The organism is Pelagibius sp. CAU 1746 (assembly GCF_039839785.1).
In the GTDB taxonomy this organism is placed as follows: Bacteria; Pseudomonadota; Alphaproteobacteria; order Kiloniellales; family Kiloniellaceae; genus Pelagibius.
Map to the genome: position 1 here is coordinate 121166 of NZ_JBDOQT010000002.1, position 13455 is coordinate 134620.

14 protein-coding genes are annotated in these 13455 nt (G+C 66.4%); 7 read left to right on the plus strand and 7 right to left on the minus strand.

Annotation, left to right across the window (positions count from 1 at the left end; genetic code table 11):
• Positions 1-195: 195 nt before the first annotated feature.
• Entirely contained in the window at positions 196-1017 is an 822-nt protein-coding gene (locus tag AAFN88_RS17500) for a DeoR/GlpR family transcriptional regulator (RefSeq protein ID WP_347521832.1), read from the minus strand.
• Positions 1018-1235: 218 nt separating this feature from the next.
• Here AAFN88_RS17500 and AAFN88_RS17505 point away from each other — a divergent pair, with 218 nt between their 5' ends.
• The 3 genes from AAFN88_RS17505 to AAFN88_RS17515 all read left to right on the plus strand — a co-directional run bounded on the left by AAFN88_RS17505 (position 1236) and on the right by AAFN88_RS17515 (position 3953).
• Entirely contained in the window at positions 1236-2909 is a 1674-nt protein-coding gene (locus tag AAFN88_RS17505; protein ID WP_347521833.1) for a DUF427 domain-containing protein, read from the plus strand.
• A gap of 121 nt (positions 2910-3030) precedes the next feature.
• Positions 3031-3414 (plus strand): metalloregulator ArsR/SmtB family transcription factor, encoded by a 384-nt coding sequence (locus AAFN88_RS17510; protein ID WP_347521834.1) that lies wholly within the window; start codon positions 3031-3033, stop codon positions 3412-3414.
• A gap of 2 nt (positions 3415-3416) precedes the next feature.
• On the plus strand, positions 3417-3953 hold the full coding sequence (locus AAFN88_RS17515) for an SRPBCC family protein (RefSeq protein WP_347521837.1): 537 nt from the start codon (positions 3417-3419) through the stop codon (positions 3951-3953).
• 66 nt (positions 3954-4019) lie between these two features.
• On the opposite strand, the gene AAFN88_RS17520 is transcribed toward AAFN88_RS17515, so the two are convergent.
• From AAFN88_RS17520 to AAFN88_RS17530, 3 genes are all read right to left on the minus strand, one after another.
• Positions 4020-4331, minus strand: coding sequence for a hypothetical protein (locus tag AAFN88_RS17520; RefSeq protein ID WP_347521838.1), 312 nt, complete (start codon positions 4329-4331; stop codon positions 4020-4022).
• Positions 4332-4404: 73 nt separating this feature from the next.
• Positions 4405-5322 carry a hypothetical protein gene (locus tag AAFN88_RS17525; RefSeq protein WP_347521839.1) on the minus strand — a complete coding sequence of 306 codons (918 nt, stop codon included), beginning with the start codon at positions 5320-5322 and terminating at the stop codon, positions 4405-4407.
• A gap of 270 nt (positions 5323-5592) precedes the next feature.
• A complete protein-coding gene (locus tag AAFN88_RS17530; protein WP_347521840.1) occupies positions 5593-6471 on the minus strand; it encodes an isocitrate lyase/PEP mutase family protein in 879 nt (292 codons plus the stop codon).
• A gap of 118 nt (positions 6472-6589) precedes the next feature.
• On the opposite strand from AAFN88_RS17530, the gene AAFN88_RS17535 reads away from it, so the two are divergent.
• Both AAFN88_RS17535 and AAFN88_RS17540 read left to right on the plus strand, forming a co-directional pair.
• On the plus strand, positions 6590-7015 hold the full coding sequence (locus AAFN88_RS17535) for a hypothetical protein (protein ID WP_347521841.1): 426 nt from the start codon (positions 6590-6592) through the stop codon (positions 7013-7015).
• A 98-nt stretch (positions 7016-7113) separates the two neighbouring features.
• Positions 7114-7905 carry a hydroxyacylglutathione hydrolase gene (locus AAFN88_RS17540; protein WP_347521842.1) on the plus strand — a complete coding sequence of 264 codons (792 nt, stop codon included), beginning with the start codon at positions 7114-7116 and terminating at the stop codon, positions 7903-7905.
• 11 nt (positions 7906-7916) lie between these two features.
• On the opposite strand, the gene AAFN88_RS17545 is transcribed toward AAFN88_RS17540, so the two are convergent.
• Positions 7917-8741 (minus strand): N-formylglutamate amidohydrolase, encoded by an 825-nt coding sequence (locus AAFN88_RS17545; RefSeq protein WP_347521843.1) that lies wholly within the window; start codon positions 8739-8741, stop codon positions 7917-7919.
• 229 nt (positions 8742-8970) lie between these two features.
• Between AAFN88_RS17545 and AAFN88_RS17550 the strand changes: the two genes are divergently transcribed.
• Both AAFN88_RS17550 and AAFN88_RS17555 read left to right on the plus strand, forming a co-directional pair.
• Positions 8971-9888: a DMT family transporter gene (locus AAFN88_RS17550; RefSeq protein ID WP_347521844.1), complete on the plus strand. Its 918-nt coding sequence runs from the start codon at positions 8971-8973 to the stop codon at positions 9886-9888.
• A 113-nt stretch (positions 9889-10001) separates the two neighbouring features.
• Positions 10002-10934, plus strand: coding sequence for a homocysteine S-methyltransferase family protein (locus AAFN88_RS17555; RefSeq protein ID WP_347521845.1), 933 nt, complete (start codon positions 10002-10004; stop codon positions 10932-10934).
• Positions 10935-10997: 63 nt separating this feature from the next.
• Here AAFN88_RS17555 and AAFN88_RS17560 read toward each other — a convergent pair whose 3' ends face one another.
• A complete protein-coding gene (locus AAFN88_RS17560; RefSeq protein WP_347522772.1) occupies positions 10998-12764 on the minus strand; it encodes an IlvD/Edd family dehydratase in 1767 nt (588 codons plus the stop codon).
• A 151-nt stretch (positions 12765-12915) separates the two neighbouring features.
• Positions 12916-13446, minus strand: a complete 531-nt coding sequence (locus tag AAFN88_RS17565) for a histidine phosphatase family protein (protein ID WP_347521846.1) — start codon at positions 13444-13446, stop codon at positions 12916-12918.
• Positions 13447-13455 lie beyond the last annotated feature (9 nt).

The window sequence follows — 13455 nt, forward strand, 5'->3', positions numbered from 1 at the left end:
TTGCGTGGGAAGCATAGGTCGGCCCTGCGCGTTTCCGCAATCAGAAATTTTCGTTTATGAACATATTTGAACAATACGTTGGAATCTGAAGGCATTTCGGAGCGAGGAATGGCGATTTTCCTGTGGTCGCGATCAGCCACAACGTCAGAAAACGAAAATTTCCGAAGATTTCAACCGCGCCCGGAGAGCGCCATCTCAGGCCTCGGGTGCGACATGCAGGTCGACCTCGGCCGCGGCGAGAATGTCCAGCATGGGCTGGGCTGGCGCGCGGTCGGTGAAGATGGCGTCGATCTGGTCGACATGGCCCAGGCGCACCATGGCGTTGCGGCCGAACTTGGTGTGGTCGGTGGCCAGGAAGACCCGGCGGGAGTTCTTGATGATGGCCTGGGCGGCGCGCACTTCCCGGTAGTCGAAATCCAACAAGGTACCGTCGTCATCGATGCCGGAGATACCGATGATGCCGAAATCCACCTTGAACTGCTGAATGGTGTCGATGCTGGCTTCGCCGACGATGCCCCGGTCGCGGCTGCGCACGACACCGCCGGTGACGATGACCTCGAAGTCCAGCTTCCCGCCCAACATATTGGCGACATTGAGGTTATTGGTAATAATCCGGAGCCCGCGATGGTCGACCAGGGCCTTGGCCACCTCTTCGGTCGTGGTACCGATGTTGATGAAGAGAGAGGCGTTGTCGGGGATCTCCGCGGCCAGGATGCGCGCGATGCGCTCCTTCTCCCCCTGGTGCAGCACCTGGCGGGTCTGATAGGCCAGGTTCTCGACGCTGGAGGGCAGCCCCGCGCCGCCGTGGTAGCGCCGCAGGAAACCTTGCGAGCAGAGCTGGTTGATATCGCGCCGGATGGTCTGCGGGGTGACGTTGAAATGCTCGGCCAGGGCCTCGATGGCCACGAAGCCGCGCTCACGCACCAGGGCGATGATCTGCTCCTGGCGCTGATTGAGTTCGCTGCGCCCCTCGGCGCCGCCGTCCGGGGCCTCGGCGGGCCTGGGAAATGCTGGCATTTCGTCCTCCGCTGGGCGGCGAGTATAGAAAGAACCGAAGATTTTCGGAACCGAAAATGCCGAAAATCTCCGCAGTTTCTGCAAGGGCCTAATTTGGCGGTTGGTTTCAGGGGTGAAAATCACCCGCCCCGGCCCATATTGAAATGGCGCCCTCGGCGCAGCTTTCCCCCAAACCAGCACCGTCCCCGCGCGGGCCGGGCCGATGATAGGATTCGGACATGGCAGAGGTCGTTCCCCTCGCCCCAAAGCAGCCGGAGACCCTGGTCCCGGGCGACTACAGCATGTCCATCGAACCCGCTGGCAAGCGGGTCAAGGTGGTGTTCAACGGCCAAGTCATCGCCGACAGCCGCCGGGCCCTGGTCCTGAAGGAAACCCGCCTGCCGCCGGTCTACTACCTGCCGCGCGACGACGTCTCGATGGATTTCCTGCAGTCCACGGACCACAACACCTACTGCCCTTTCAAAGGCACCGCCAGCTACTGGTCGGTGGCGGTGGGCGACAAGACGGCCGATAACGCCGCCTGGAGCTATGAAGACCCGATCGAGGACGGCCTGGGCGTTCGCGGCTACATCGCCTTCTATTGGAACAAAGTGGATGCCTGGTTCGAGGGCAGCCCGCAGGTCGAGATCGATGCCCCCGAAACCGGGATCGAGACCGCCAACCCGCTGGCCGGCTGGCTGCTGCGGGAAGCCTGGGAAGCGACGTCTTCGGCCGAACTGGTCGACCGCTTCGCGCGCCAACTGGTCGAGGCCGGCTTCGCCATCTCGCGCCTTTCCGTCATCATCCCCACCCTGCACCCGCAACTCGCCAGCAACGCCTTCGTCTGGCGGCACGGGCAGAGCGTCGTGGACGAGCGCGACCTGCCGCACTACGGCCTCAAATCCGAGGCCTACCTGAAGAGCCCCATCATCCGTATCTTCAACGGCGAGGGCGGGATCCGGCGGCGCCTGGAAGGCCCGAGCCCGCCGCGCGACTTCCCGATTCTGGAGGACCTGCTGGAAGAGGGCGCGACGGATTACGTCGCCATGCCGATGCACTTCTCCAACGGCAAGATCAACGTGATGACCCTGACCAGCGACCGGCCGGGAGGCTTCACCACGCGAGAGCTGGGCCACATCTACGAGATTCTGCCGATCCTCAGCCGTCTGCTGGAGGTGCACGCCCTGCACCGGACCTCGCGCTCTCTGCTCGACACCTACCTGGGCGCCCACACCGGCCAGCGGGTGCTGAACGGCCTCATCAAGCGCGGCGACGGAGAGGATATCCCCGCGGTGATCTGGTACTGCGACCTGCGCGGCTCCACCGCCTTGGCCGACAGCCTGCCGCGTACGGAGTACCTGGACCTGCTGAACCGTTACTTCGAGGCGGTGGCCGGCGCGGTGCTGGATCACGGCGGCGAAGTGCTGAAGTTCATCGGCGACGGCCTGCTCGCCATCTTCCCCATGCAGACTTCCGACGGAACCACCGTCCAGGAACCGACGTTCTGCCCGGAAGGAGGCGACAAGCAGCTCTGCTGCAAGAACTCCTGCCACCTGGCGATCAAGGCCGCCCGCGAGGCGCTGAAGCGCATGGCGGCGCTGAACGAAGAACTTTCCGAAGCGGGCAGCGCCCCGCTGGCCTGCGGCATCTCCTTGCACCTGGGCAACGTCACCTACGGCAACATCGGCGCGGCCAGCCGCCTGGACTTCACGGTGATCGGCGCGGCAGCCAACGAAGCGGCCCGCATGGACGGCCTGACCAAGGAACTGGGCCTCGGCGTACTCATCTCGGAAGACTTCGAGCGCTTCGTTCCCGGCAGCCTGGTCTCTGTCGGCCGCCACGCCCTGCGCGGCGTTGCCCAGGAACGCGAGATTTTCACCCTGCCGGAATTGCTGGACACCACCGTCCGCTAAGGCTTCGCCGGACCCCTCCGCAGAACTTCCGGGCCCGGCAAGCTGCGCCGGGCCCTTTCGCAGCGAAGAATATTCAACCGAAAGGTTGACGATCCCCGCTTGGCACTCTATATTCAACCACATGGTTGAGCATAAGACAGATAGCCTGGACGCGATCTTCCATGCCCTCGCCGACCCGACGCGGCGCGCCATGCTGGAAAGCCTGTCCCGGGACGCACGCAGCGTCGGCGAGCTGGCGGCTCCGTTCGACATCTCGCTGGCCGCCGCCTCCAAACACATCAAGGTGCTGGAGCGCGCCGGCCTGGTCGACCGCAGCGTCCAGGGCCGGACCCACCTTTGCCGCCTCAACGCAGGGCCCATGCACGCCGGCATGGAGTGGATGCGGCATTACGAGAAGCTGTGGAGCGCCCGGCTGGACGTGCTGGAGGATCTGCTGAAGGCCGAAGATGCCGCAGCGCGCGCGGCCCGCCGTTCCACCCCCAAGAAACCTTCCCCCAGGAGCTGACCATGGAAGAATTCGGCACCGCGACAGCCGTCGATACCCTGCGCATAGAGCGCCTGCTGCCCGGCCCCATCGAGCGCGTCTGGAGCTACCTGACGGAATCCGAGAAGCGCAAACTCTGGCTGGCGGCCGGCGAAGCCGACCTGCGCAGCGGCGGCAAGATCGTGCACGTCTTCCGCAACTCCGACCTCTGCGAGGACGGCGACCTCCCGCCCGAGAAGTACGCCGGCCTGAACCAGGAGTTCGTGCTGAACTGCACCGTCACCGCTTGCGATCCCCCGCGACTCTTGAGCTACCTTTGGGGTGACGCGGAGGATGCCTCGGAAGTCCGCTTCGAGCTGACCGAGGAGGGGGAGAAAGTCCGGCTGGTGGTGACCCACCGCCGCCTGCGCGACCGCGACATAATGCTCTCCGTTTCGGCGGGCTGGCACGCCCATCTGGGAATTCTCATCGACCTTCTGGAGGGCCGCCGGCCACAGAGCTTCTGGTCCACCCAGAGCCGCCTGGAAAAGGAGTACGATCGCCGGCTGCCGGGCCGCTGAACGGGCCGTCCCGGACGCAGCGGCTGAAGGACGTTCCCGGCCGCGGCTCGATCCGCAGCGAAAGCGTCAAACGAAGAATTTGCCGATGAAGGCGGCAAACTTTACGGCGCCCTCGAGCAACTGCTGCCGGTCGGCCGCCTGGTCCATCTCCGCCTTGATGCGCCGCATCTCGGCAACGTCATCATCGGTCGCCAGAACGCCTTCCTCCAGGAGTTTCAAGCGCGCCCGGCCAAGGGCGTCGACCGCCGCGTCGAGATCCTTCTTTATCGCCGTCGCCGCGTTCAGGTCACGCTTGACCAGCGCCCGCCGGAACTCCTTCTCCAGGAGAAAAAGTGCGTCCTTGGCATCTTCGAGGACGATAATGTCGTTGTCAGCCATTCCCAATGCCCCTCCCGCGGCCCTGGTTCCAGTTGCGGCCTGCCGGGCCGGCCGCGCCCCGGCACGCCGAGGATCAACCCGACCTGGCCGCGCCGATCTTGCCGACCGCCGTGTTCAGGAAACCCTTGAGCTGCTCGTCGCTCTCGATCTCGCCGATCAGCTTCTCGGTCTCCCCTTTCAGGGTCGACAGATCGAGGCCCGGAAGCACGCTGGCCACGTCGAAGGCATGCGCGATGCCGTCCGCCAGATCGTCGATGGAGAGCTTGTCGAAGTTCTCCAGCAAGAGTCTCAACTCCTTACCGAGCCGGGCCGCCTGCAGGCACTGGGCGATGGCCTCTTCGGTGACGCGCTTCTCATCGGCCGCCACGTCCACGAGGCGCAGACGAAGCCGGACGAGTTCCTTGCGCTTCTGCGGCGCGGTCAGGGTGCCGTCATCCCGCACCGTTTCCAACTGCACGGCGATGTCCGCGCGTTCCCGCGCGAACTCCGCCGGGTTTCTGCTGATGGAATCGGCAAAGGCCGCCATCTGGCCGATCAGAGGGTCGATCAGCGGCACCGCCTCGCGCACCGACGGCGCGGCGAAGAGACTGCCCTTGTCCAGAGAGTCGAAGATCGAAGCGAAGGTGCGGTACTGCAATCTGAGGTCGGCAAGCAAAGTCTGCCACGCGGCTTCACTGGTGCCGGCGCCGGGGCCCGGCGCGCCCGGATCCTGCAGGAGGCGCAGCTCCTCACGGCCGATCGAACCGCTGCTTCCCTCGACGAAGCCGACGAAGGTATCCACGGCCTGATCCGGCTGGACCGCCGGAGCCGCCGTCTCCTTGCGGCGCAGTTCGTCGATGCGCTCGATGGCGGCGAGGGACTCGTTTTCGAATTGAGCCGCTCCGGCCTGGATCACCTTCGCCTTGTTCGCGCAGCCGCCTAGCGCCGCCACCACGAAAATACACAGCAGCAGCCGTGCGACCGCGGCGGCTGGTCCGTTGCGTTGCCCCATCTCGGCCTCCTTCACAGCGGCTTTCGGTGCCGCACTGCTTCATCGCACCGCTCGACGAACCTCATGCGGCGATGCGCACGCCGGACAGCGAGGAAAGCCGCAAGGAAGTGGAGATCGAGCATCGCCTGCAAGAAGCGCCGATGCACGCTCCCCTATCGCGCGCCCCGCCCGTCCTGGGCATTACACGCCCCGAGGCCCCGCTCCGCAAGGGACTCCCCGACAATGAGCCCGACGCCTACCCCTCAATTGCCGTTCTTGGGGTCCTTGAGGTCAGCTCCTGTAGCGCTCTTCCTCTTGGTAGTAGGCGTTGAAGCCGACCACGTCGCGCAGGCTGTCCCAATCCAGCAGATCTTTCGGATGCTCGCCGGCCTTGAAAGCGGCCAGCGCGTCCTGCATGGCCTTCATCGCCGCGGCCAGCAGCGTCAGGGGATAGGCCGCCAGGCCGTAGCCGATCTCCTCCAGCACCTTCGGCGGCAGCACCGGCGTCTCGCCCTGCTCCACCATGTTGGCCAGCGTCGGCTTGTCGGTCGCCTGGCAGAAGGCGCGCATTTCCTCCTCCGACTTCGGCGCCTCCAGGAAGAGAATATCGGCGCCGGCCGCAGCGAAGGCCTCCATCCGGCGCAGCCCTTCGTCCAGGCCGTCGGTCCCCCGGGCGTCGCTGCGCGCCAGGATCAGGATGTCGCCGCCGGCGTCGCGCAGTTCGTCGCGGGCATCGGCGGCGGCCTGGATGCGGGCCACCGCCTCTGCGCGCTCCACCACCGCCTTGCCGCGGGTGTGCCCGCAGCGCTTCGGCCAGAGCTGGTCCTCGATCATCACCGAGGCAAAGCCGGCCTGGGCGTAGCCCTTCACCGTGCGCTTCACGTTCACCGCGTTGCCGTAGCCGGTATCGCCGTCGCCGATCACCGGAATGCCGGTCGCCGCGCAGATGTTGCGCCCGGTGTCGACGATCTCGCCATAGGAAATGAGGCCCGTATCGGGCAGGCCGAGGCGCGCGGCGGAGACGGCGAAGCCGCTCATGAAGGTGGCCGGAAAACCCGCCTGCTCGATGAGCTTGGCCGAGAGGGCGTCGAAACAGCAGGGCATTACCGCCATCTCCGGCTTGGCGAGAAGGTCGCGCAGGGCGGCGGCACGGCTGGCGCTCAGGGTCATGGCGGCATCTCCGGTTTCGGCACGGTCTTTACAGGCCGTAGGATATAGGCAATGAAAGCGGCAAAGACCAGCAACGCGCTTTCACACCGCCTTGGCTTTCCCCGGCGCCTTACCTATCGTGGTGGAGAAGTTCATCACTACCGCGAAGCCTATGCTGCTTTCCGCCAAACGCTCCCTTCTACTGCTGCCGCCCGAGGCCCCACCCGGCAAGGCGGGCGAGCACCTGACCCTGCTGAAGGCAGCCGCCGATCGCCTCGGGGTTCCGATGGTAAGCCCGCAGAGCGCCAACTGGCGGGTCGGCCTCGCCATGGGCCGCAACCAGTTGGTCATTGCCGGTCTGCCCGAAGGACCGGTGATGCAGGGCCTGCCGCCCGGCACGGCCGTCTTTCAGGTCGTCGACTGCCTGCCCGAGGCTGAATATCCGCCGGAAAGCGACTGGCCGTCGAGCGCGGCGACACCCGTGGCCGCCGAGATGGTAGTCTTCGAGTGGCTGGAGCGCGGGGCGACGGAAGAGTTCCGCGAGCTTATCAAGCTGATCAAATAGGCCCGCCGACACCCAGGTCTCTTGCCGATGGCGGAGTTCCCCTTGATCCTCCAGGGCGAGACCAAACATAGGGAAGGCCGAACAACAGGAGCGCCATCATGATCGTCGAGCAGATCTGGACCGCCAACGCCTACCGCAACTTCAACTACCTCATCGCCTGCCCGGAGACCGGGGAGGCCCTGGCGATCGACCCGCTCGACCACAAGAAGTGCCTGGCGCTGGCCAAGGAGCGCGGCTGGGAGATCACCCAGATCCTCAATACCCACGAGCACGGCGACCACACCGGGGGCAACAAGGCCATGGTGGCGGCCACCGGGGCCAGGATCCTGGCGCACAAGAACGCGAAGGACCGTATTCCGGGCATGGACCGGGGCCTGAGCGCGGGTGACGTGGTGACTATCGGCAGATCCGTCGACCTGGAGGTGCTGGACACGCCGGGCCACACCATGAGCCACGTCTGCATGTTGTCGCGCACGGACCAGCCGGGCCTGTTCTGCGGCGATACCCTGTTCAACGCGGGAGCCGGCAACTGCCACAACGGCGGCCACCCCAACGAGCTCTACCACACCTTCGCCGAGCAGCTCTCAAAGCTGCCCGATGCGACACAGATCTATCCCGGGCACGACTACATCGCCAACAACCTGCGCTTCACCCTGGACCGCGAGCCCGACAACGCCGAGGCGGAGGCTCTGCTGTCCGAGGTGGACCACCAGGATACCGATCACGCGATGATTACGTCCCTGGCCGAGGAAAAGAAGATCAACACCTTCTTCCGCCTGCACAGCCCGACGGTCATCGCGCGGCTGCGCGAGGCCTTCCCGGACCTGCCGGAGCAGCCGAGCCCGAAGGAGGTCTTCCTGAAGCTGCGCGAGCTGCGCAACAACTGGTAGGGCGGAGCCGGTTAGCCGACCTGCTCCGTGGCATAGGCGCAGATCGCGGCGACCAGCTTGTCGATGTTGGCCCGCAACTCGTCGAAGCCGGCGCTCTTCTCGACCCGTTGTTCATCCATGTAGAGCTTGCGGTTGATTTCCAGCTGCAAGCTGTGGCGGCCGTTTGCCGGATCGGAATAGCGGCGCACCAGCTCCACGCCCTTGTAAGGCTCGTTGATCTTCACGTCATAGCCCATGTCGCGAAGCTGTCCGGCGACGAAAGCGGTGAAACCCGGCTCGCAGGTAGTGCCGTCCCGGTCGCCGAGAACGAACTCGGCGCGGGCCACAGGGCCGTCCTCGCTGGCGGCGTTGCCCATCGCCGGCATGGAGTGGCAGTTCACATGCCAGACCTTGCCGAAACGCCGATGGGTCTCCTCGATCGCCGAGGCCACGGCCTCGTGATAGGGCTTCCAGCAGCGTTCGATGCGCCCGCGCACCTCCTCGACGCTCAACATGCGGTCGTACAAGGCGGTGTCCGGCGGCATGATGCGCCAGATCAAGCCGACACCCAGTTCCGTCTTGCGGCTGGGCACCAGCGGGTCCGGCCAGGCCCCATCCAGCATCGCCGGGTCGAGATCGATGAGATCACGGTTGGGGTCGATGTAGATGCGCGGGAACTCCGCCGCGATCAAGGGGGCTCCATTGTCCGGCGCGGAGCCGAAGATCTCGTCGATGAAGGCGTCCTCCGAACGGCGGATGACCGCCAGCGGAGCGATGGTGCCGAAATCGGCGGGATAGTTGGTACCGCTGTGCGGGCTGTCGAAGACCACGGGAACGGCCGGCGCACGCGGCGCCAAATGTCTCAAAAGACGGTCAGATGCGATGGTGCTCATGGCCCATGGGTGTAAGCCAGTTCCGCGCGGGCGTCCAGCGTCATGATGTCACCCCGGCTGCCCGCGTGGCGCATGGAAGGCCTGCGGGAATGTGGGTGTATCGCCGGACCGCGGCTGTCTAGCATAGAGGCCTGAGTGCGAGCCTCCCCCGTCTCTCCCCGGACATCAACCCGCCGCGAGCCCTTCCCCCATTATGCCGTCGCGCCCCTATACCGTAGAGCCGCAGGCCAACGAGCCGTTGCGGGGCATCCTGCTGATCGTGGCTGCCTTCTCCACCTTCGCCCTGCTGGACACCACGGCCAAGTACCTGGTGCAGATCTACCCCACGACCCAGGTGGTTTGGGCCCGCTATGTCGGCCATGTGGTGCTGGCCGCCGCCCTCCTGCTCCCCATCCACGGGACCGGCCTGCTGCACAGCCGGCGGCCGGGGCTGCAAGTCGTGCGCTCGCTGCTGCTGTTCACCTCCACCTGCACCAACTTCGCCGCCCTGCAGTTCCTGCAACTGGCGCAGACATCGTCAATCCAATTCTCCACGCCGCTGCTGGTGGCGGTGCTCGCCATCCCGCTGCTGGGCGAGCACATCGGGCCCCGGCGCTGGCTGGCCATCTTCATCGGGTTCGTCGGGGTCCTCATCGTCATTCGTCCCGGCCTCGGCCTGGTGCACTGGGCCGCCGGGCTTTCGATGATAACGGCGGTCGCCGGCGCGCTCTATAACATCACCACCCGCAAGCTGGCCGGCGTCGACCGGGCGGTGACCACGCAGTTCTACAGCGCCCTCATCGGCGCCATCGTCATCACGCCGCTGGTGCCCTTCGTCTGGCAGGCTCCCGATCTTACGGGCATTCTGCTGATGCTCCTGCTGGGCGCCCTGGGCGGCCTGGGACACTGGATGCTGATCCTGGCGCACCGCTTGGCGCCGGCGCCCATCCTGGCGCCCTTCCTCTATATCCAGCTCCTGCCGATGATCCTGCTGGGCTATATGGTCTTCGGCGATTTCCCGGACGAATGGACCCTGGTCGGCGCCGGCGTGGTGGTGTTCAGCGGTCTCTACCTGCTCTACCGCGAGCGCCGGGTGAAGGCCGTGCGCCCGCCGGTCCTGCCCCAGGACTGAACCCGGCATCCCCGCTGGCCGCCGCTTTTCGGTAGCGGGGCGCGGCGGCGCCCGCTAAGAAGGTTGGCGGACCCGCCGGGCCACTGCCCGGCCCATTACCGGTACGCCTTTCGATGCCCTACGCCACATTGAAGAAACGCCTCGGCAGCGGCGACATCGTGATCCTGGACGGCGCCACGGGCACCGAACTGCAGCGCCGCGGGGTCGCCATGGATCCCGCCGCCTGGTGCGGCGTGGCCAGCCTCGACAATCAGAAGACCTTGAGCGAAATCCACGCCGACTACATCGCCGTCGGCGCCGAGGTGATAACCGCCAACACCTTCGCCACCTCCCGCGTGGTCCTGGCCCAGGCCGGCTACGGCGACCGGGTGGAGGAGATCAACCGCGCCGCCGTCGAAGCCGCCCTGCGCGCCCGCGAGGTCTCCGGCAGCCCGGAGGTCGTGGTGGCGGCTTCCCTCTCGCACATGGTCTACCTGGCCAGCGACAGGGAACCGGACCCCATGCCGAGCGAGGAAGAAGCCGCCGAGGCGTTCCACGAGCAGGCCGGGATCCTGAAGGCCGCCGGGGCGGAGCTGATCCTGCTGGAAATGATGTACCACCCGGCGCGCGTTCCGGAGGTGCTTGCGGCGGCTCTGGCGACGGGCCTGCCCGTGTGGTTCGGCCTCTCGGCGCGAAGCGGCGCCGGCGGCCGCCTGCTGAGCTACTACGACCAGGCAGAGGTACCGCTGGCGGAGATCATGAAGCTGATCCCCGGATCGGGGATCGACGCCGCCGGCTGCATGCACAGCGGCGCCGAGATCTCCGGCGCGGTCCTTAGCCAGATCCGCAAGCGCTTCAAGGGTCCGCTGCTGGCCTATCCGGACAGCGGCTACTTCGAGATGCCGGAGTGGCACTTCCACGACGTCATTGCCCCGGCCCGACTGGAGGGATTTTACCTCGACTGGCTGGAGAACGGCGCGCAGATCATCGGCGGCTGCTGCGGCCTGACCGTCGAGCACGTGAAAGCCGCGGTGCGCGCCCGCGACCGCCACCAGAACGCGATGTAGATCCCCGGCGACCGGCAATCATAGAACGCGGCGGTCTCCTCCGTCCCTGCCGAACGGTTCCCGCTAGTGAGAATGCCGGGGCAGTTTCCGGGCGACCTGGCGATAATGCGTCGCCAGTTCCAGGCAGCCGCCGCCGGCAAGCTGACCCACGGCGCCGCGATAGATTTCCTGCCAGGGCGTCTGGTTCTCCAGCTCCACCGGCTTCAAGGCTTTGCGCCGCGCGGCCATCTCCTCCTCGCCGATCAGCAGGTCGACGCGCCGCGCGTTGAGGTCGATGCGCACGCTGTCGCCGGTCTGCAGGATGGCGAGGCCCGAGCCCACCGCCGACTCAGGCGAGGCGTTGAGGATCGAGGGGCTGCCCGAGGTCCCGCTCTGGCGGCCGTCACCGATGGTCGGCAGCTCGATCACTCCGGCCTTGATGAGGGAGTCCGGCGGCTGCATGTTCACCACCTCCGCCGAACCGGGATAGCCGACCGGCCCGCAGCCGCGCACGAAGAGCAGGCAGTTCTCGTCAATGTTCAGCGCCGGATCGTTGATGCGGTCGTGGTAGTCCTCAGGTCCCTCGAAGACGATGGCGCGGCCTTCGAAGACGTTCTCCTGGCCCGGCCGGGAAAGGTAACGCTCGCGGAAATGATCGGAGATAACCGACGTTTTCATGATCGCCGAGTCGAAGAGGTTGCCGCTCAGCACCACGAAACCGGCTTCCTCCAACAGCGGGTTGTCGTAAGCACGTATGACATCGCGGTCGCTGGCCACCGTGTCGCCGTGCAGCTCGCCCATGGTCTTGCCGGCCACGGTCATGGCGTCGGTGTTGATCTTGCCGGCGCGGATCAGTTCGCCCATCACCGCCGGCAGGCCGCCGGCACGGTGGTAGCCCTCGGCCAGATACTCGCCGGCGGGCTGGACGTTCACGAGCAGCGGGATGTCGTGCCCGAAGGTCTGCCAGTCCTCGATCGCCAGCTCGACTCCCATGTGGCGGGCGATGGCGTTGACGTGGATCGGACAGTTGGTGGAGCCGCCGATGGCGGAGTTCACCACGATGGCGTTTTCGAAGGCCGCGCGGGTCATGATCTTCGAGGGCGTCAGCTCCTCCCACACCATATCGACGATGCGCCGGCCGGTCTCGTAGGCCATCTGGCCGCGCTCGCGGTAGGGTGCGGGGATTGCCGCGGCGCCCGGCAGCATCATGCCCAGCGCCTCGGCCAGGGCGTTCATGGAAGACGCGGTGCCCATGGTGTTGCAGTGACCGGCGCTGGGCGCCGAGGCCGCCACCATGCCGATGAACTCGTCGTAGTCGATCTCGCCGGCGGCGTGAAGGCGCCGCGCCTCCCATATCACGGTGCCGGAGCCGACCAGCCTGCCGTTCCAGTAACCATCCAGCATGGGGCCGCCGTTCATCGCGATGGCCGGCATGTCGACCGTCGCCGCCGCCATGAGACAGGCCGGCGTGGTCTTATCGCAGCCGGTGGTCAGGATGACGCCGTCGAGAGGATAGCCGTGCAGAATCTCGACAAGGCCGAGGTAGGCAAGATTACGGTCCAGCGCCGCGGTCGGGCGGCGTCCGGTCTCTTGGATCGGATGGACGGGAAACTCGAAGGCGATGCCGCCGGCATCGCGGATGCCGTCGCGCAGACGCGCTGCGAGATCCAGATGAACGCGGTTGCAGGGCGACAGGTCGCTGCCGGTCTGGGCGATACCGATGATCGGCTTGCCGGAGGTCAGCTCATCCTTGGTCAGGCCGTAGTTCAGGTAGCGCTCCAGGTAGAGCGCCGTCATGCCGGGATTGTCCCTGTCGTTGAACCAGCTTTGGCTGCGCAGCCGCCGGTCCATCTTGGCGATCTTCACGGGGATACTTCCTCCAATCTTGGTTTTCTCTGCGACGCAGGCCGGAACGCCCACATGACCCGAAGACCCGCAGGGTCCGGCTGCGGCTTCGGCCTCGGGAGCGGTCCGCCGAATTCGAGTCCCCCACCCGCCGGAGTCACGCCTCGCCTTCCAGATCCCGCGGCCCGATGAAGGTCAGCAACTCGGCGGGCGCCTCGCCCAGAGTTTCCCAGGCCGCAATCCGGAGCCGCGCCAGCGCCGCGGTTGGAAACTTCTCGGCCAATCGCCGCCGCGCCGCGCCATGACCCCGGCCCGCTGCGCCGCGCGCCAGTTCCAGCGCCAGCCTCTGCAGGCCCGGATTGTGGGCAATCAGCAGAATACGGCCGGTCTCCGGCTTCTGGCGGCGAAGCACCGCGATCATCCGGCTCGGCGGCGCCAGGTAGAGCGACTTCAGGTAGCTGATTTCCGGCGCAGATGCCAGCGCTGCCGACACCAGCTCCAGGGTTTCCCGGGCGCGCCGCGCCGACGAACAAAGCACCAGGTTGGGCTCAAGCTTCTCGGCGCGCAGGTATTTTCCCATGAGTGGCGCCGCCCGGCGGCCGCGCTTGGCCAAAGGGCGCTCGAAGTCGTCCTCGGCCGCGGCCTTCCAGTCCGATTTCGCATGGCGCAGCAGCAGCAGTTCCGGCATATCGCTCCT

What these genes read in the sequence shown, in the direction of transcription:
- AAFN88_RS17530 (WP_347521840.1), bottom strand. Translation starts at nt 6,471, where the DNA reads ATGACCCTGAGCGCCAGCCGTGCCGCCGCCCTGCGCGACCTTCTCGCC.
- AAFN88_RS17525 (WP_347521839.1), bottom strand. Translation starts at nt 5,322, where the DNA reads ATGGGGCAACGCAACGGACCAGCCGCCGCGGTCGCACGGCTGCTGCTG.
- AAFN88_RS17505 (WP_347521833.1), top strand. Translation starts at nt 1,236, where the DNA reads ATGGCAGAGGTCGTTCCCCTCGCCCCAAAGCAGCCGGAGACCCTGGTC.
- AAFN88_RS17555 (WP_347521845.1), top strand. Translation starts at nt 10,002, where the DNA reads ATGCCCTACGCCACATTGAAGAAACGCCTCGGCAGCGGCGACATCGTG.
- AAFN88_RS17565 (WP_347521846.1), bottom strand. Translation starts at nt 13,446, where the DNA reads ATGCCGGAACTGCTGCTGCTGCGCCATGCGAAATCGGACTGGAAGGCC.
- AAFN88_RS17560 (WP_347522772.1), bottom strand. Translation starts at nt 12,764, where the DNA reads ATGGACCGGCGGCTGCGCAGCCAAAGCTGGTTCAACGACAGGGACAAT.
- AAFN88_RS17520 (WP_347521838.1), bottom strand. Translation starts at nt 4,331, where the DNA reads ATGGCTGACAACGACATTATCGTCCTCGAAGATGCCAAGGACGCACTT.
- AAFN88_RS17510 (WP_347521834.1), top strand. Translation starts at nt 3,031, where the DNA reads ATGGTTGAGCATAAGACAGATAGCCTGGACGCGATCTTCCATGCCCTC.
- AAFN88_RS17540 (WP_347521842.1), top strand. Translation starts at nt 7,114, where the DNA reads ATGATCGTCGAGCAGATCTGGACCGCCAACGCCTACCGCAACTTCAAC.
- AAFN88_RS17500 (WP_347521832.1), bottom strand. Translation starts at nt 1,017, where the DNA reads ATGCCAGCATTTCCCAGGCCCGCCGAGGCCCCGGACGGCGGCGCCGAG.
- AAFN88_RS17515 (WP_347521837.1), top strand. Translation starts at nt 3,417, where the DNA reads ATGGAAGAATTCGGCACCGCGACAGCCGTCGATACCCTGCGCATAGAG.
- AAFN88_RS17550 (WP_347521844.1), top strand. Translation starts at nt 8,971, where the DNA reads ATGCCGTCGCGCCCCTATACCGTAGAGCCGCAGGCCAACGAGCCGTTG.